This window comes from Gordonia sp. HS-NH1, from assembly GCF_001418765.1.
In the GTDB taxonomy this organism is placed as follows: Bacteria; Actinomycetota; Actinomycetes; order Mycobacteriales; family Mycobacteriaceae; genus Gordonia.
In genome coordinates this window covers 75,127-92,551 of sequence record NZ_LIYC01000004.1, presented here as the reverse complement: position 1 = coordinate 92,551, position 17,425 = coordinate 75,127, and the positions used below count along the sequence as shown (strand labels likewise).

Annotated in this window: 16 protein-coding genes; 11 read left to right on the top strand and 5 right to left on the bottom strand. The window is 70.7% G+C overall.

All coding sequences use genetic code 11. From position 1 onward, the window contains the following. Positions 1-16: 16 nt before the first annotated feature. On the top strand, positions 17-337 hold the full coding sequence (locus tag AMD30_RS05020) for a hypothetical protein (protein WP_055474872.1): 321 nt from the start codon (positions 17-19) through the stop codon (positions 335-337). Here the strand turns inward: AMD30_RS05020 and AMD30_RS05015 are convergent, their stop codons facing one another. Genes AMD30_RS05015 through AMD30_RS05005 form a run of 3 tightly spaced genes read right to left on the bottom strand, consistent with a single transcriptional unit; the run spans position 338 to position 2,609 of the window. After that, a complete protein-coding gene (locus AMD30_RS05015; protein ID WP_010841839.1) occupies positions 338-583 on the bottom strand; it encodes an exodeoxyribonuclease VII small subunit in 246 nt (81 codons plus the stop codon). It abuts the gene before it with no gap. After that, positions 580-1,917: an exodeoxyribonuclease VII large subunit gene (gene xseA, locus AMD30_RS05010; RefSeq protein WP_055474871.1), complete on the bottom strand. Its 1,338-nt coding sequence runs from the start codon at positions 1,915-1,917 to the stop codon at positions 580-582. The genes AMD30_RS05015 and xseA overlap by 4 nt, the downstream gene beginning before the upstream one ends. After that, entirely contained in the window at positions 1,914-2,609 is a 696-nt protein-coding gene (locus AMD30_RS05005; RefSeq protein WP_055474870.1) for a lipid droplet-associated protein, read from the bottom strand. The genes xseA and AMD30_RS05005 overlap by 4 nt, the downstream gene beginning before the upstream one ends. Before the next feature lie 52 nt (positions 2,610-2,661). Here AMD30_RS05005 and AMD30_RS05000 point away from each other — a divergent pair, with 52 nt between their 5' ends. Then, positions 2,662-3,615, top strand: coding sequence for a 4-hydroxy-3-methylbut-2-enyl diphosphate reductase (locus tag AMD30_RS05000; RefSeq protein ID WP_035717097.1), 954 nt, complete (start codon positions 2,662-2,664; stop codon positions 3,613-3,615). 38 nt (positions 3,616-3,653) lie between these two features. On the opposite strand, the gene mycP is transcribed toward AMD30_RS05000, so the two are convergent. Both mycP and eccD read right to left on the bottom strand, forming a co-directional pair. Continuing rightward, positions 3,654-5,051 carry a type VII secretion-associated serine protease mycosin gene (gene mycP, locus AMD30_RS04995; protein WP_055474869.1) on the bottom strand — a complete coding sequence of 466 codons (1,398 nt, stop codon included), beginning with the start codon at positions 5,049-5,051 and terminating at the stop codon, positions 3,654-3,656. Then, a complete protein-coding gene (gene eccD / locus AMD30_RS04990) occupies positions 5,051-6,604 on the bottom strand; it encodes a type VII secretion integral membrane protein EccD (protein ID WP_014926176.1) in 1,554 nt (517 codons plus the stop codon). Before eccD ends, mycP begins: the two co-directional genes overlap by 1 nt. Before the next feature lie 97 nt (positions 6,605-6,701). On the opposite strand from eccD, the gene eccCa reads away from it, so the two are divergent. The 9 genes from eccCa to AMD30_RS04945 all read left to right on the top strand — a co-directional run bounded on the left by eccCa (position 6,702) and on the right by AMD30_RS04945 (position 17,425). After that, on the top strand, positions 6,702-10,781 hold the full coding sequence (gene eccCa, locus AMD30_RS04985; RefSeq protein ID WP_055474868.1) for a type VII secretion protein EccCa: 4,080 nt from the start codon (positions 6,702-6,704) through the stop codon (positions 10,779-10,781). 12 nt (positions 10,782-10,793) lie between these two features. After that, positions 10,794-12,170, top strand: a complete 1,377-nt coding sequence (locus AMD30_RS04980) for a type VII secretion-associated protein (protein ID WP_055474867.1) — start codon at positions 10,794-10,796, stop codon at positions 12,168-12,170. A gap of 213 nt (positions 12,171-12,383) precedes the next feature. Next, complete coding sequence (gene rplM, locus AMD30_RS04975; RefSeq protein ID WP_010841847.1) at positions 12,384-12,827, top strand: 50S ribosomal protein L13; 444 nt, start codon at positions 12,384-12,386, stop codon at positions 12,825-12,827. After that, positions 12,824-13,369 (top strand): 30S ribosomal protein S9, encoded by a 546-nt coding sequence (gene rpsI / locus AMD30_RS04970; RefSeq protein WP_010841848.1) that lies wholly within the window; start codon positions 12,824-12,826, stop codon positions 13,367-13,369. Before rplM ends, rpsI begins: the two co-directional genes overlap by 4 nt. A gap of 2 nt (positions 13,370-13,371) precedes the next feature. Beyond that, positions 13,372-14,718 carry a phosphoglucosamine mutase gene (glmM, locus tag AMD30_RS04965; RefSeq protein WP_055474866.1) on the top strand — a complete coding sequence of 449 codons (1,347 nt, stop codon included), beginning with the start codon at positions 13,372-13,374 and terminating at the stop codon, positions 14,716-14,718. Further along, positions 14,715-15,419, top strand: coding sequence for an HAD family hydrolase (locus tag AMD30_RS04960; protein ID WP_055474865.1), 705 nt, complete (start codon positions 14,715-14,717; stop codon positions 15,417-15,419). The genes glmM and AMD30_RS04960 overlap by 4 nt, the downstream gene beginning before the upstream one ends. A gap of 211 nt (positions 15,420-15,630) precedes the next feature. Next, a complete protein-coding gene (locus AMD30_RS04955; protein WP_055474864.1) occupies positions 15,631-16,011 on the top strand; it encodes a hypothetical protein in 381 nt (126 codons plus the stop codon). Then, positions 16,008-17,168: a hypothetical protein gene (locus AMD30_RS04950; RefSeq protein WP_055474863.1), complete on the top strand. Its 1,161-nt coding sequence runs from the start codon at positions 16,008-16,010 to the stop codon at positions 17,166-17,168. Before AMD30_RS04955 ends, AMD30_RS04950 begins: the two co-directional genes overlap by 4 nt. Then, positions 17,165-17,425 (top strand): hypothetical protein, encoded by a 261-nt coding sequence (locus AMD30_RS04945; RefSeq protein WP_055474862.1) that lies wholly within the window; start codon positions 17,165-17,167, stop codon positions 17,423-17,425. Before AMD30_RS04950 ends, AMD30_RS04945 begins: the two co-directional genes overlap by 4 nt.

Here is a 17,425-nt window from a genome sequence, read left to right as displayed (position 1 = left end):
TCTCCAGGAGGCGCTCATGGCTGGGGGATCTGGGTTCGGCCCGCACTTCGTGTGGGCGAGGCTCGCGTTGGTCGCGGTCCTGGTGCCATTGGTGGTGACCGTGCCGGTGCAGAGCGTCGGCGCGACCGTGAACCGGACCGCGCCGATCGCGGCGACCGCACCCGATCCGGGCGTCGTCGGGCCGACCTCCGACGACGCCGTCGGGTGGCCGCTTTCCTCCCCGGTGAGGGGCGGGGAGGATCGGCGGCCTGTCCTCGCGCGAGCCGGTGCGCGCCCGACCGCCGAACATGCCCGCGTCAGCGCCCTCGACCACGACCTGCTCGCGCGGTTCGAGTGATCAGTCGTCGTCCTCATCGCCGGGATCGGCGCCCTTGTCGGTGATCGCCGCCTCGATGCGCGTCCGGGCCCCGCGCAGGTGTTCCTCGCAGCGCGTGGCGAGGGCCTCTCCGCGTTCCCAGAGCGCGAGCGAGGCGTCGAGATCGAGCCCGCCGTGCTCGAGGGTGGTGACGATCTCGGCGAGCTCGTCCCGTGCCTCCTCGTACCCGAGTTCCTGGATGGGAGTGGATGTCTCGTCGGTGCTCACGCGTCTCCTCCGTCTTCGTGCGCGTTCGTCGGTTCGGTCGCGCTGCCCGTCCGGGATCGTGCGCGGGAGCGGCGTGCGGCGGGCCCGTCGACCCGGGCGGTCGCGGCGCCGTCGGCGACCCGGATCCGCACCTGCGCACCCGGCGGCAGGTCCGCGAGGGTGCCGACCACATGCGGGGGATCGGTGTCGGTGCGCTGCACCACCGCGTAACCGCGCGCCAGGGTCTGCGCGGGACCGAGGGTCGACAACCGCGCGGCGAGGTGCTCGCTGCGACGCTCCTCGGAATCTATGTGGCGCAACACATCCCGCCGCAATACGCGGACCAGTTCGGCCACCCGCGCGGCTTCGGAGTCCACCAGCACCCCGGGACGGGCGAGCACCGGACGCGCCCGGAGCGCCGCCACGACGCCGGACTCCCGCCGGACCCAGTTGCGCAGCGCCTGCGCACTGCGGCGGCGCAGGTCCGCGATGCCGGCGAGCTCGGCCTCGACGTCGGGGACCACTCGTTTGGCGGCGTCTGTGGGGGTGGCCGCGCGCAGATCCGCGACGAAATCGAGCAACGGATTGTCCGGTTCGTGCCCGATCGCGCTGACGACCGGCGTCCGGCACCGCGAGACCGCGCGCAACAGCGCCTCGTCGGAGAAGGGGAGCAGGTCTTCGACGCTGCCCCCGCCGCGCGCGATGATGATGACCTCGACATCCGGGTGTGCATCGAGTTCGGCGAGATGGGTGAGGATGCGGGCGACGGCCGTCGGGCCCTGCACGGGGGCTTCCCTGATGTCGAAACGGACGTCCGACCAGCGCGCGGTGGCCACGCTCACCACGTCGTGCTGCGCGGCGCTCGCCCGCCCGCTGATCAGCCCGACCACCCGCGGCAGGAAGGGCAGGGGCCGCTTGAGGCGCGAGTCGAAGAGGCCCTCGGCGGCCATCAGCTGGCGCAGTCGTTCGATGCGCAACAGGAGCTCGCCGATGCCCACCGCCCGGATCTCGCTGACGCGCAGGGACACGGTGCCGCGACCGGTGTAGTAACTCGGACGGCCCAGGACCACCACGGAACTGCCGTCGGTCAGGGGAACCTCGGTGCGCGCCAATAGATCCGGGCTGCACGTCACCGAGATCGAGATGTCGGCGGCGGGATCGCGCAGGGTGAGGAACGCGGTCCGGGTGCCGGGTCGCCGGCTGATCTGGGTGACCTGACCCTCCACCCAGATCTGTCCGAGCCGGTGGATCCAGTCGGCGATCTTGGTGTTGACCGTCCGGACCGGCCACGGGTGCTCGGCGGAGTTCGGTGAGGAGGAACGTCGCGGTGTGTCGCTCGTGTCGGCTCCAGTCACGCTTCGGTGGAGCGCTTGTTCTGCGCGGCGATCCGGTTCTCGAGCATCGTCACGAACGGCGCGCGGGCACGACCGGCCTTCTCGTAGTCGACGAGCGCGATCAGGTCTTCGATGGCGACCGTCCGGAGCCGGGCGCGCAGTTGCGCGAGGGTCAGGGTGTCGTAGTCGATGAGTTCGACTATCTCGGGTCCCGAACCGTCGGACGACGTGACCGCCTCGGTGCCCGGCACCTCGGCCGCGACGGCCTCGTCGGGGGTGGAACTGTACAGCGCGAACCGACCCGCGTCGGCTCGCGGCGGCGCGGCGAGATCGGCGTCGGTGGCCGCCTCTTCGACCTCGTCGTCGATGGTGGTGGGGCCGGGTGTGGTCGGTGCTGGGGTGGCCGGTGCGGGACTCGGTGCCTTAGCGGCGGGGGCGGGCGGCGAGACCGGTGCGGGGCTCTCCGGCTCGTCCTCGTCGAAGCGCGCCCATTCGGGCTGTTCGTCGGGCCGGTCGAAGAACATCTCCAGGGCGGCGTCGCCCTTGATGGCCAGTTCGGCGATGTTCTGTTGCGCCCGCATGCCGGCCTGAAGGGTCTGGCTGACCGCGGTCATCGGCAACGTGATGAGCAGGGCCGGGAGTTTCCGCGTCTCCTCGAGGGCGGTGACGATCAGACCAGCGGCTATCCGGGCAGGGTACGGTGCGCGATCCATGCCAACACTCTGCCATCACGAGCAACGTCGCGTAACCCGTACCCTGGGAAGCATGTCTGAGACGAAGCGTGTCCTCCTCGCCGAACCCCGCGGCTACTGCGCTGGTGTCGACCGTGCGGTGGAGACGGTCGAGCGTGCCCTCGACAAGCACGGCGCTCCCGTCTACGTGCGCAAGGAGATCGTGCACAACCGGCACGTCGTGGAGACCCTCGCCGAGCGCGGGGCGATCTTCGTCGGTGAGACCGACGAGGTGCCCGAGGGTGCGATCGTCGTGTTCTCCGCGCACGGCGTCTCCCCGCTGGTGCACCAGACCGCCGCGGAGCGCAACCTGCGGACCATCGACGCGACCTGCCCGCTGGTCACCAAGGTCCACCAGGAGGCCAAGCGGTTCGCGCGCGACGACTACGACATCCTGCTGATCGGCCACGAGGGCCACGAGGAGGTCGAGGGCACCGCCGGTGAGGCTCCCCAGCACATCCAGCTGGTCGACGGCCCCGACAGCGTGGAGTCGGTGACGGTCCGAGACGAGTCGAAGCTCGTCTGGCTGTCGCAGACCACCCTCTCGGTCGACGAGACGATGGAGACCGTCCGGCGTCTCCGGGAGAAGTTCCCGCTGCTCAACGACCCGCCCAGCGACGACATCTGCTACGCCACCCAGAACCGCCAGGTGGCGGTCAAGGCCATGGCGCCCGAGTGCGATCTGGTGATCGTCGTCGGGTCACAGAACTCGTCGAACTCGGTACGCCTCGTGGAAGTGGCCCTGCAGGCCGGCGCGAGGGCAGGCCACCTGGTCGACTACGCGCGTGAGATCGACGAGTCGTGGCTGGACGGTGTCACGACCGTCGGCGTCACCTCCGGCGCGTCGGTGCCCGAGGTCCTGGTCCGCGGCGTCCTGGATTACCTGGCCGAGCGCGGCTACGGCACGGTCGAGACCGTCAACACGGCCAACGAGACCCTCACCTTCGCGCTTCCGCGCGAGCTGCGCCCGGCACGCACGTCGAGCTGACGCCGCGCAGACCGTTACTCCCGCGGTGGCCGCGAGCGTCAGAACTCGTCCGGGTCGAGCTTGCGCACGCGCCGATGAGGTAGCGCGATCGCGAGGACCGCTGCGATGACGATCGCCGCGACGGCGCTGCCGATGATCGCGACGTCGCGGGCGGTGTGATCGGGCGGCTGCGCAACCGGCGGGGCGGCGATCGGCGCCGAGGCGCGGTCCGGCTGGTCCTCGACGGGCAACTCTGCAGTCAGGGCGGCGACCGGGTCGACGACGCCGTGGCCGATCCGCTGATCGCGGCCGGTACCCGGCGAATGCGCGGTCTCGATGATGCGGTCCATCACCTCGCGCGCGGACAGCTCGGGAAATCGCGAGCGGATCAGCGCGGCGGTACCGGCCACATACGGCGCGGCGAAACTCGTACCGATCAGGGGAACCGGTCCGGCGTCGCTCTCCTGCGCCGACGCCAGTCGTCTCGAGCCACGTCGGCTGTCGAGGCTCACGATGTCGGTCCCCGGGGCCGCGACGCTCACCCACGGCCCGTGCAGGCTGAAGTCGCTCGGGGAGCCGGTGTCGGCGTCCACGGAGCCCACCGTCAGCACATACGGCGAGTACCACGCGGGGCTGGCGATGGTGGACACCGACCGCCAGCCGTCGGGGTCGTCGGCGGCAGGGGCCGGGTTCTGGTTCTGGCAGGCGCCGTCGCGGGTCAAATTGCCGGCCGCGACGACCACCACGACGTCGCGCTCGTAGGCGTGGCGGATGGCCGCGCCGAGTGCGCGATCGTCGACCGAGTCCGACGCCGGGGCACACGCCACCTCGGAGATGTTGATGACGGTGGCGCGTAGATCGACCGCGCGCACGATCGCGTGGGCGAGCGTCCGGACCGAGCCGTACCCGGACCCGACCACCGGCGCGCCGTCGTCCCGTGCGCGATCGTCTTTCTTCCGGAAGGCGCTGCTCGACTGGCGGATGGCGATGACCGAGGCTGCGGGCGCCACCCCGGCGAATGCGTCGGAGGCGCTCGGACGTGCGGCGATGATGCCGGCCACCAGGGTCCCGTGTGCATCGCAGTCGTCGAGTCCGTTGCCACCCGAGACGTAGTCGCCGCCGGCGACGACACGGCCGAGCCGCGGATGCGGTGTGACGCCGGTGTCGATGACCGCGACCCGCTGACCCTGCCCGCGGCTGAACCGCCACGCTTCCGGGAGATTCATCATCGACTGTGCCGCAGTCGGTTTCGACACATTGCGGGTCAATTCCGCGGTGTTGCACAGGTGGCTCTGCTCGGTCGGTTCCGGCGGGGCGACCGGGGCCGACCGGATCAGGGCGCCGGGGTCGATCCGCGGCGGGGTCACCGCCGCGGCCGGCGATGCCGACGTCCCGACCAGCGCCGCGACCAGGGCCGTCGCGAACACCCCCGCGCTGCGGGTGCGCATGCCGCGCATCAGATCTCGCGGACGATTCGATACAGGTCGAGCAGCCAGAGCAGCAGGGGCACGATGAGCGCGACGAGGATGTACTCGCCGATCTCCGCCCAGCGCCGCATCACGGGGGAGAAGTCCTGGTTCGGGGCGACGACGCCGAAGACGAATGCGGCGATCACGACGACGACGCCGAGTGCGAAACCGATGACCGGCCATCGGTCGTCGCCGAAGGCGAGACCGGTGATCAGCGTGATCACCACGAGCGATCCGCCGACGATGAGGATTCCGGCCTGGAACAGGTCGCTGTGGGAGCGGCCCCGCAGGCACAGCACGACGCCGATGATCGCGGCGTAGACGGCGTTGCGCCACTCGAATCCGGCGAGCGGGGAGGCGGTGAGGACCGCCGCGATGGCGGTGACCGCGGTCAGCCCGCCGACGATACCGGTCAGATAGGCATTGGCGAGATAGGAACGACGTTCCAGCGCATCGGCTTTGGGGAGTGCGGTCGCGCCGATCGCCCCGATGCCCTCGATGGCCGGGCGCGGTTCGATGTCCTTGACGTCGATGGCGGCACCGGCCGTCGGGACCGGGGGCAGTGGGAGTTTGGCGAGCAGGATGGTGGTGCGGGGCGCGAGCCCGATCAGGAGCAGGCCGACCGCGGCGATGACGGCGGCGACGTCGGGCACCGGTGCATCGATGAGGAGTCGGGCCCCGGCGCCGGCCGCGCCGAGCAGCGCCGCGCTGGTCACGGCACTGTGCGCGGTGGCGCCGACGGCGGTCATGCGGTAGCTGACGACGGCGGCCACGAGTGTGAACGCGAATCCCAGCGTCAGATGCGCGGCGCCGAACTGTCCGGGCGTGAGGATCATCCCGGTCACGAACGCCATCGGTGCGGCGCACAACGACAGGACGGTCGAACTCTGTTCGTCGCGGTAGTAGCGGGACACGATGGTCGAGGCGGTGACGAATCCGACGACCGCCAGGCCCGACAGGCCCGCGAACCACAGGGCGCCGGTGTCGGCCCGGACCGCGGCCAGCGATGCCGCCGCCGCGACCGCGGCGACGAGAGCCAGTGCGTAACCGACTCGTCGGGCGGCCGCCGCGGTCCAGTCGACGAACTGGGATTCGTTCAGCCGGGCGACGGCGTCGACCACGTCGTCGAAGAGCACCGGGGACTCCCCGGTGCGCGTCGAGGTCAGCAGCAGTAGGTCGCCGTCGCGGATGCCCGACTCGGACAGCGACCTGTGCAGGGGGAGCGGTTCCTGTCCGACGAGGGCGAGGGTCCACTTGTTCTGGCGATCGTGCGGGCGTCCGGGGTTGCGCGCGTCGGCGTCGGGATCGTCGGGGTCCGACCGCGTGGGGTTACGCGACTCGATCTGCGCCACGAGGTCGCCGATGAGTCCCGCGATGGGGATGCCGGCGGGCAGGCCGACGTCGAGCTGGGTGTTGCCGCCCAGTACCGACACCCGTACGAGCTGAGGTTCGACGGCCGCCTCGCCCCGCCGACGGTCCCCGGTGTCCGCACCGGCAGCGGTGGTCGGGTACCCCGGCGCGAATCCGTCCACAGACGTCATCAGGTCAATCCTCCCCCTGGGTTCAGCAGCTAACATAGCCAACCTCAGCGGGTTCGACCGCCTGGGGATACACAGCGCGACATGTCAGGGGGGACGTGTGGTCACCACGACCGAGGGATTTGTGCGTCGGCCGCGCATCACGCCGCCGCGCACGCCCGGCGGCGAGGTCAACATCCAGGCGCCGCCGGACGTGCCCCGGGTGGTGCCGGGCAGTCTCCTGATGAGGCTGCTCCCGGTGGTGATGGTCGTCGCGGTGGTCGGCATGGTGTCGCTGATGGTCGTCACCGGTGGACGCAACATCCTGTCCAACCCGCTGTTCATGATGTTCCCGCTGATGATGCTGATGTCGATGTTCGGCATGTTCGCCGCGGGCGGGCGCGGCGGCGGCAAACGCGCGGGCGAACTCAACGAGGAGCGCAAGGACTACTTCCGCTACCTCGGCCAGCTGCGCAGTCAGGTCTTCGAGACGGTCGACAACCAGCGCGCGGCGCGCACCTGGAGTCACCCGGATCCGCGAGCGCTGCTCGACGTGATCGGCAGCAGGCGGATGTGGGAGCGGCGCCCCAGCGACGCCGACTTCGCCCATGTGCGAGTGGGTGTCGGCGTCCAGCGCCTGGCCACTCGGCTCATGCCCCCGGAGACCGGACCCCTCGAGGACATCGAGCCGGTGTCGATGGTGGCCCTGCGCCGATTCGTGCGCACACATTCCGCGGTGTACCGCCTGCCGACCTCGATCTCGTTGCGCGGCTTCCCGGCCGTCAACATCGAGGGTGCCCGGCAGGAGACCCGCGAGCTCATCCGGTCGATGATCGTCGAGTTGTGCGCATTCCACGGTCCCGATCACCTGCACATCGGCATCGTCACCGGTGACCCCGCGGGGGAGGCCTGGGACTGGGCGAAATGGCTTCCGCACGTGGGACATCCGACGCTCCGGGACGGTGTCGGCGCGATGCGGATGATCTACCCGACGCTGGCCGACCTGGAGAACTCGATGGCCGCCGACCTCTTGGAGCGCGGCCGGTTCAGCCGGTCCGCGCCGCCGAACGCCAACCGCGCGCACCTCGTGGTGATCATCGACGACGGCTATGTCGCCGGCGACGAACGGATCATCAACGACGCGGGCATGGAGGGGGTCACGATCCTCGACCTGACCGCGCCGCCGGACGGTCTCGCGGCGCGACGCGGTCTGCAACTCGTCGTCCGCGGCGGCAAGGTCTCGGCGCGAAGCGCGGCCGGCGTCGAGGAGTTCGCCGACATGGACTCGCTCACGATCCCCGAGGCCGAGGCGATCGCCCGGCGCATGGCGCGCTATCGGCTCGCCACCGCCGCGACGCTGGCCCACCTCGAGTCGGAGGCGACCTCGGCCGACCCGGGCCTGCCCGCACTGCTGGGCATCGACGATGCGGCGCGGTTCGATCCCGCCACCGCCTGGCGCGGGCGGACGGGCCGGGAGCGCCTGCGCGTGCCGATCGGGTACACGCCGACCGGGGCCCCCGTCGAGATCGACATCAAGGAGAGTGCACACGGTGGCATGGGTCCGCACGGGCTGTGTATCGGCGCCACCGGATCGGGGAAGTCGGAGTTCCTGCGCACTCTCGTGCTGGCCATGCTGGCGACCCATTCGCCGTCCGAGCTGAATCTCGTACTCGTCGACTTCAAGGGCGGCGCGACGTTCCTCGGTCTGGAATCCGCTCCCCACGTCGCCGCGATCATCACCAACCTCGAGCAGGAACTGTCGATGGTCGACCGCATGAAGGACGCACTCTCCGGTGAGATGAACCGGCGCCAAGAGGTGCTGCGCGCGGCGGGCAACTACGCCAATGTCGCCGACTACGAGCGCGCACGCGCATCCGGGGTGCGCCTCGATCCGCTGCCCGCACTGTTCATCGTCGTCGACGAGTTCTCCGAACTGCTCGCGCAGAAGCCGGATTTCGCCGAGCTGTTCGTCGCGATCGGCCGCCTGGGCCGCTCGCTGCACATCCACCTGCTCCTCGCCTCGCAACGTCTGGAAGAAGGCAAGCTCCGCGGCCTGGACTCGCACCTGTCCTATCGGATCGGCCTGAAGACCTTCTCCGCCAACGAGTCCCGGTCGGTTCTCGGTGTTCCCGACGCGTACCACCTGCCGAGTGTTCCGGGTTCGGCGTACCTCAAGTGCGACTCGGCCGACCCGATCCGGTTCAACACGTCCTACGTGTCGGGGGCCTACTACTCGCCGACGGTCACCGAATCGTCGGACCCGGGCACCACCGCGTCGCCGGGGCGCGGGAACCTGAAAGTGTTCACCGCGCTTCCGGTCCCGCTGGACGAGGGTGCGTCCCGGTCCCTGCTCGACCAGGCCGAGAGTCTGCTCGACGAGGAACCGCCCGCTCCCGAGGCGCCCGCCGACTTCGAACCCGTCTCGGCGCCGGTGCCCACTCTCATGGAGACGATCGTCGAACGCATCGCAGGCGCCGGCCCGCCCGCCCACCGCGTCTGGCTGCCGCCGCTGGACTCCTCGCCGACCGTCGAACACCTTCTCGGCGAGCGGGATTGGTCCCACCCGGCGGAGCCGGGCGATCTCGCCGTCCCGATCGGCATCGTCGACCGGCCCTACGACCAGCGACGTGACCCGCTGGTCATCGACCTCGCGGGCGCCGCGGGCAACGTGGCGGTGGTCGGCGGTCCGCAGTCGGGCAAGTCGACGACTCTGCGCACGATCATCATGTCGGCCGCGGCGTCCCACACGCCCGAGCAGGTGCAGTTCTACTGTCTGGACTTCGGCGGCGGCAGTCTGGCCGGCCTCGCCGGACTCCCGCATGTCGGTTCGGTCGCCTCGCGCGGCGACATGGACGCCGTCCGCCGCACGGTTGCCGAGGTCGCGGCCGTGGTCCGGTCCCGCGAACTGCTGTTCACCCGCCTGGGGGTCGAGTCGATGCGCGACTATCGGGCCCGTCGCGCGTCCTGGTTCCGGTCCGGCGTCACCTCGTCGGCGGCCGACCCGCTGGCCCAGGATCGGTTCGGGGACGTGTTCCTCGTCCTCGACGGCATGAACGTGCTGCGTACGGAACTGGAATCGCTCGAGGAACAGATCACCGCGATCGTGGCGCAGGGGTTGAGCTACGGCGTCCACGTCATGGTCACCGCGTCCCGGTGGGCCGAGGTGCGCCCGGCCGTCCGCGATCTCATGGGTACCCGGATCGAGCTGCGGCTGGGCGATCCGATGGATTCCGACATGGGCCGCCGCGCTGCCGCGCTGGTCCCGCAGAACCGTCCCGGTCGTGGTCTGACCGGGCAGGAACTGCACATGCTGATCGCGTTGCCGCGACTGGACCCGGTCAGCAGTGCCGAGTCGCTACCCGCCGGCGTCGCCCAGTCGGTGGAGAAGCTGACCGCCGCCTATCCGGGCCGTTCGGCGATGGCCGTGCGGAAACTGAGCACCGAGATCGACTACGCGTCGGTGCAGCGCGCCGTCGCCGACGCCGGGCTGACGCTGGCGCCCAACCAGGTGGCGATCGGTGTCGGTGAGCTCGAACTCGCGCCGGTGGTCCTCGACTTCACCGCGCAGCCGCATTTCATGGCGTTCGCCGACGTCGAGCACGGCAAGACCAACCTGCTGCGGACGATCGTCACCGGGCTGGTCGCCGGTGCCTCGCCGGAGCAGGTGCGAATCGTCTTCGTCGACTACCGCCGCACGATGCTGGGAATCATCGACGGCGATCATCTGGCCGGTTACGCGAGTTCGCCTGACCGGGCGGCGTCGATGATGACGGAGCTGGCGGCCTACCTGAAGAACCGGATGCCACCGGAGGACGTGACGGTTGCCCAGCTGCGGGACCGCACCTGGCTCGAGGGCCAGCCCGAGGTGTATGTCGTGGTCGACGACTACGACATGGTGGTCACCTCGACGGGGAACCCGATGCTGCCGATCGTCGAACTGGCCTCCCATGCGCGCGACATCGGGCTGCACGTCGTGCTCGCCCGACGTTCCGGTGGTCTGGGACGGGCGATGTTCGATCCGCTGATCGCCCGCCTCAAGGACCTGTCGTCGGACATCCTGTTGATGAGCGGGGACCGGGACGAGGGATTCATCACCGGCCGTTCGCGCCTGCAGTCACTGGTGCCCGGCCGGGGCGAGCTCGTGTCGCGGGTCCGGCCGCAGGAGATGATCCAGGTCGCCCATCTCCCGATCGGCGACTAGGTCGGGGCCGGGATGACTGGAGCGGGCGGGGCGCAGGGATCGGACGCGGGACCCGCGCACCTGACAGAACAGGGGAACCCCCGCCCGACCGTCGTCGATCTGGCGTTCGGGACGCCGCTGGTCTGGGAGCCGGACCTCGGTCTGCGGCGGGTGGATCGCGACGTGCGCACGTTGCTCGAGTCGGTGGACCAGACGAGCGTCGTGGTCGACGGTCGGCGCGATCACCTGCGGCAGGTGTGGCGGCGGGTCTTCGCCGATCTCGGCCTGCCCGCGGGACGACCGATGGTCGTCGGGCACCCGAGCACGTGGGGACCACGGCGTGCGTCGACTCTCGCCGATGTCGGCGACGCGCGCTCATCGGTGGAGCTGGTGCCGCGGGCGGTGCTCGTCGCACGCAGCCATGCCGACCTGACCGTGCAGCGGTGTGCCGTCGTCGAGACCACCCATCTACCGCGGCCGCCCGCCGATCCCGCCCATCCGCGTCCGTCGTGGTGGGACGTGCAGATCGTGGGTCGCGGTCCCGACGGGTGGGCCGTCGAGCGCTCCGGGGTCATCCGGCCCGGTCCCGGTGATCGGTCGCACTCCTCGGTCGTCGTCGACGGAATCGACGTCATCGACGACTCGGTCGAGGCGGTGTTCGTCGACGGGGATCGTCGCGACGAGGTGTCCGCGGCGATCGATCTCGTCTCGGCTCACGCGGTCGCGGGGCGGGTCGTCGCCGTCGACCGTGATCTGGGTGTCCGGCTCGGTCACCGCACCGGCGGCGCCGCCGATGACGCGGTGGCCCCCGTACGTGATCCCGGCCCGCCGGGTGCGGTACCGGCAGGCGGTACACGCCGACGGCCACGATCACTGGTCGCCGCCGCCGTCGTGGCGGCTCTGGTCGTGAGCGGGGCGGTCGGGGTGGGGCTCTGGCAGCGCGACCCCGCGTCGGGTACGTCGTCGACGGATGTCCGGCTCGGCCGCGCGACGCTGACCGTGCCGGGGGACTGGCGACAGGCCGAACAGGAGACCCCGACCGACGCGGCCGACGACCCGTCGACCACCCGCGCGGTGTTCGTGGACCCCGACGACGGTCGGCGCATCATCGCCGTCCTCACCGAGGTACGCGAGGGCTCCACGCCGGCGTCGGTGGCGGACAGCCTCCGCAACCGGATCGAGCAGCGCGGCGACGACGTGGTCACCGAGTTCTCCGCCACCACCCGGTTCGCCGGCCGCGATGTGATCGGCTACCGGGAGTCGCCGGCGTCGGGCGGGGCGATCCGCTGGTACGTCGTCGTCGACGACGGCCTGCAGGTCTCGATCGGCTGCCAGGCGGGCACCGCGGCCGAGCCCACCGACGCCGAATGCGCGGAGGCGGTGCGCAGTGTCCGGGTCTCGCCGTCATAGGCGGGTGGCCGCCGGTGGCGGGGCCGGCGTCGGTGCCGACGCCGTCTGTTTTGACCCTGACCAGCACGGTCGCGTAGCCTGGATCGCTGGTGCTCGGCACCTGGTCCGCATCAGCGTGTCCAGGTCAGCGGAGGCCCGGGTCCCCACTGGTCGCCGGGAACAACCTCTGCCGTGCACCCGACCAGCACCCACAGACAAGAGTTGAGGACAACTGTGCCTACCTACACCCCGAAGGCCGGTGACATCACGCGTACGTGGCATGTCATCGACGCCGAGAACGTGGTGCTCGGCCGGCTGGCCGTGCAGGTCGCGAACCTGCTCCGCGGCAAGCACAAGCCGACCTACGCCCCGCACATGGACGGCGGCGACTTCGTCGTCGTCATCAACGCGGAGAAGGTTGCGCTGACCAGCAACAAGGCGGATCGCAAGCTGAACTACACCCACTCGGGGCATCCCGGTGGCCTGAAGTCCCGCACCACGACCGAGCTGCTCGCGACCTACCCCGAGCGCGTCATCGAGAAGGCCGTCAAGGGCATGCTGCCGTCGACCAAGCTCGGCCGCGCCATGGCGTCGAAGCTGAAGGTCTACGCCGGCCCGAATCATCCGCACGCGGCCCAGCGCCCCGTCCCCTTCGAGATCAAGCAGGTGGCCCAGTGAGCAACGAGAACATCAACGACGCCGTCGAGGCCGTCGACGAAGCTGATGTCGCCGAAGCCGCGGCCGTCGAGGTCGTGGAGGCCGAGGCCGTCGAGGTTGCCGCTGACGACTACGAGACCGCCGCCGTCGAAGACGTGCGCGAGCCGATCGTCATCGATCGTCCGATCCAGACCGTCGGCCGCCGCAAGGAAGCCGTCGTCCGCGTCCGCCTGATGCCGGGCAACGGTGGGTTCACCCTCAACGGACGCTCGTTGGAGGAGTACTTCCCCAACAAGGTGCACCAGCAGCTCATCAAGGCGCCGCTGGTCCTCGTCGAGCGCACCGAGTCGTTCGACATCTTCGCCAAGCTCGTCGGCGGCGGCCCCTCGGGCCAGGCCGGCGCGCTGCGTCTCGCCATCGCGCGTGCGCTCATCGAGGTCACGCCGGAGGATCGTCCCGCCTTGAAGAAGGCCGGCTTCCTCACCCGCGACCCGCGTGCGGTCGAGCGCAAGAAGTACGGCCTCAAGAAGGCCCGCAAGGCGTCGCAGTACTCCAAGCGCTGATCTTGGCACGCCTTTTCGGAACCGACGGCGTCCGAGGCCTGGCCAACGCCGAGCTCACTCCCGAGCTCGCGTTGCGCCTGGCCTCGGCCGCCGCGGTCGTTTTCGCAGAGAGTTCGGCGACCGACTCCCACCGGCGCCCGCGTGCGGTGGTCGGACGCGATCCGCGCGCATCCGGCGAGATGCTGGAGGCCGCGGTGTGCGCGGGGCTGGCCGCCACCGGAGTCGACGCCATCTGCGTCGGCACCGTGCCGACCCCGGCGGTCGCGTTCCTGACCGCGGACTACCGCGCCGACTTCGGGGTGATGATCTCCGCATCGCACAACCCCATGCCCGACAACGGGATCAAATTCTTCTCCGCCGGCGGGCACAAACTCGACGACGACGTCGAGGACCGCATCGAGGCGGCGATGGGCGATGACCTCATCCGTCCGATCGGTGCCGCGGTGGGGCGCATCGTCGCGGCGCCCGACGCCGGCGACCGTTACCGGCAGCACCTCGCGCAGGCCATCGACACCCGGCTGGACGGGCTGACGGTGGTCGTCGACTGCGCGCACGGCGCAGCGTCGGAGCTCGCGCCGCTGGCCTACGCCGACGCCGGCGCGACCGTCATCGCGATCCACGCCGAGCCGGACGGTCTGAACATCAACGCCGACTGCGGGTCCACGCACATGGACAAGCTGCAGGCGGCGGTCCTCGAGCACGGAGCCGACCTCGGACTGGCGCACGACGGTGACGCAGACCGTTGTCTCGCAGTCGATTCCACCGGTCAGATCGTCGACGGTGATGCCATCATGGCCGTGCTCGCGACGTCGTTGAAGGATCAGGGAAGGCTTCGGGAGAACGTGCTCGTGGCCACGGTCATGAGCAATCTCGGACTGCACATCGCGATGCGTGACGCCGGGATCACCGTGCACACCACCGCGGTCGGGGACCGGTATGTCCTCGAGGAGCTGCGCCGGGGCGGTTATTCGATCGGCGGGGAGCAGTCCGGCCACATCGTCGTCCCGGGTTCGGGCACGACGGGTGACGGCATCCTGACCGGGCTGATGCTCATGGCCCGCATGGCCGCCACCACGGCACGCCTCGCCGACCTGGCCGGCATCGTCACCGTGCTGCCCCAGGAACTGATCAACGTGCGCGTCGCCGACAAGCATGCGGTGTCGCAGTCGCAAGCGGTCCGCGACGCGGTCGCGGTCGCGGAGACGGAACTGGGCGAGACCGGCCGAGTCCTGTTGCGGCCGTCGGGAACCGAGCAGCTCGTTCGCGTCATGGTGGAGGCCGCGACCGCCGACCAGGCGTTGTCGGTGGCCGGCCGTCTGGCCGAGGTCGTCCAGGGCGCGGGGGCATGACCGGTACGACGCCGCGGGCGGTGCTGTTCGACTTCTCCGGCACGCTGTTCCGCTTCGAGGCCCGCGACGAGTGGTTCGCCGACCTGCGCGATGACTCCGGCGCCGAGTTCGACCGTGACCGCCAGGCCGACATCATCCGGCGGATGGTCGCACCCGTCGGCCTGCCGGACGGCATCGTCGGTGACGATCGGCACGCCTGGGAATCCCGGGATCTCGATCCGGCGCTGCATCGCACCGGCTATCTGGCCCTGTTGCGTGCGGCGGGGATGAGTGACCCCGACCAGGCGAACTCGCTGTACAACCGAGTCCTCGATCCGTCGTCCTGGGTGCCGTTCGCCGACACCGTGGCGGTGCTCCGGAAGCTCGGTGCGGCACACGTCCCGGTCGGGATCGTCAGCAACATCGCCTTCGACCTGCGCAAGGTCCTGGCGCTGCACGACGTCGAGGACCTCGTGGGCGCGTTCGCGCTGTCCTACGAGGTGGGGGCGATCAAACCCGACCCCCGGATCTTCCACGCCGCCCTCGACCCGCTGGGTGTGCCGGCGGAGGAGGTGCTGATGGTCGGGGACAGCGAGACCGCCGACGGCGGTGCGCGTGCCCTCGGTTGCTCCTTCGCGCTGGTACACGACGTCCCGCCGGCCGACCGGCCCACCGCGTTGCTCGACGCGGTGACCTCGCACGGCGTCGAACTGCGCGGCTGAGTCCAGCCTGCGCCCGACGCGGGCACTGGCGGCACGGGCCCGCGTACGCGACAATTCCCTGCGGGTTCGCACACACACGGAACCGAACCGCACCGTCCTGCGTCCAAGTGTGCAGTATCCGAGTGTGCGGGGTCCGGATGTGCGGGCTCACCAGGTGCGGGATCGCGGCGGACCGGCAGCGGATCGGCTGAGCAGGTCGGGGAGGGATGGCATGGACGGCAGCGGTGCGGACGATGTCGTGTCGCGCCGGATCTCGATGGACACCGCCCAGGTGTCCGCGGTGTCGGCGTACTACCGCAGGTCCTCGCTGGTGCTGTCGGCGGTCGCCGACGACCTGGCCACGCGCGACTTCGGGACCTGGGCGCGCGATTCCGTTGTATCGGAAGGGAATTCGGTCGCCTTCGGCCCGCTCGCCGCCGCGTACGCCGGGATGAGCACGGCCCTGTCGCACCGCCTGCGGGTGCAGGCCGCGGCGGCCGCGGCCCTGGCCGACTCGCTGCGCAACAGTGCGCTGGCCATGGCGGACGGCGACGGCCGGGCGGCGGTCGAGATCGCGCGAGCATTGCCCGCCTCGGCGAAGGACGTCAGGTGAGACGAGGCACCGACTCACTGTCGGTTCTGAGATCCGACGCCCGAAGCGGTGTCGAGACACTGATCGAGCTCATATCGGCCGGTCGTCTGATGGGGGTGGGCGCCCCCGACGACGCCACCATCCGCAACGGACTCCGCGTCGTCGACGCCTTCGACATCGCGGCGCTGTCCGCGGACAGCCACGCCCTGGAGTCGGCGCATCGGGCCGTCTCCGAACAGCTTCACCACCTTCCCGAACAGCAGGTCCGCCTCGACGACGGCTGGAACAGTGAGTCCGCGACCGTGGCGATCGCGACGGTCATCGATCATCAGCGTCGTGCCGAGTCGGATCTGCACATCCTGCGCACCCTCACCGACGCGACCTCGGCCGCGGCGTCGGGTATCGACCGCCTGCTCCGCACCTTCTATCTGACGCTCGCACGGTTGTCGGCGCCGACCGCAGCGGGCGTGCCACCGGCCGAGCTCCCGCAGGCCGTGCTCACCGGCCGGGTACCGATCGGGGTGGCGGTCGAGGACATCTCGTCGCGGCTCGCCCTGTTCAGCACGTCGCTCGAGACCACGACCCGCGGTATCGCCGGGATCCTCGACCTCCTGAACCGGTCCGTCGACGGCATCGACGACGAGGCCTATCCGGTGGAGGCCGAGATGGCGGACGATCGTCCGGTCGCGCCGCCGGACCGGCCGGCCGCGGCGACATCCGTGGAGACCGCTGCCGCGCCCACTCCGGTCACCCGGACCTGGCTCGCCGAATCGACCACGGACGACCCGCCGCCGGAGATCGGGGCCGCCACCGCGTCCGCGGTGACCGGCCCATCTGTGACCGGCTCATCTGTAACGGAGCCGGCCGGATCCGCTCCGCCACCCGAACCCGTCGAGGCCGCACGCGTCGACCGCGAACCCGACGACGGCATCGACATCCCGTTCCGGCTGGGCGGCACCGAGGGGCACGACGCACCCGCCACCCCTCCAACCGTAGGTCCGGCCTCCGCCGACGGCGTGACCGGGGCGAGTGCGGTGACCACCGGAACCAAAGAGCGCGAAGCGGATTCGACGGGACCGGATTCGTCGGGACCGGCTTCCGCGCCGGACTCGGGGACGCCCCCGGACGCACCGTCGGACAGGTCGTCGGGGGATCTGGCTCTGGCAGGTGACCAGTGAACCTCGCCGACCAGATCGAGGCGCTGGCCCGCTCCTGCACCGCCGCTGTCGCGGAGGCGTCACACCGCTTCTCCGCGCGGCAGCGGGACCTCGAACTCGCGATGGACGACCACCGTCGCACCGCGGTGCGGTCGGAGACGCAGCAGATGCGCGACGACCTCGAGAACGCGGCCGACGCCGCCGACGCCACCCCGGGCATCATGTTGCCGGCCGACGTGGCCGATGCCAGTCCCCATCTGCCGCCGCCGAACACATAG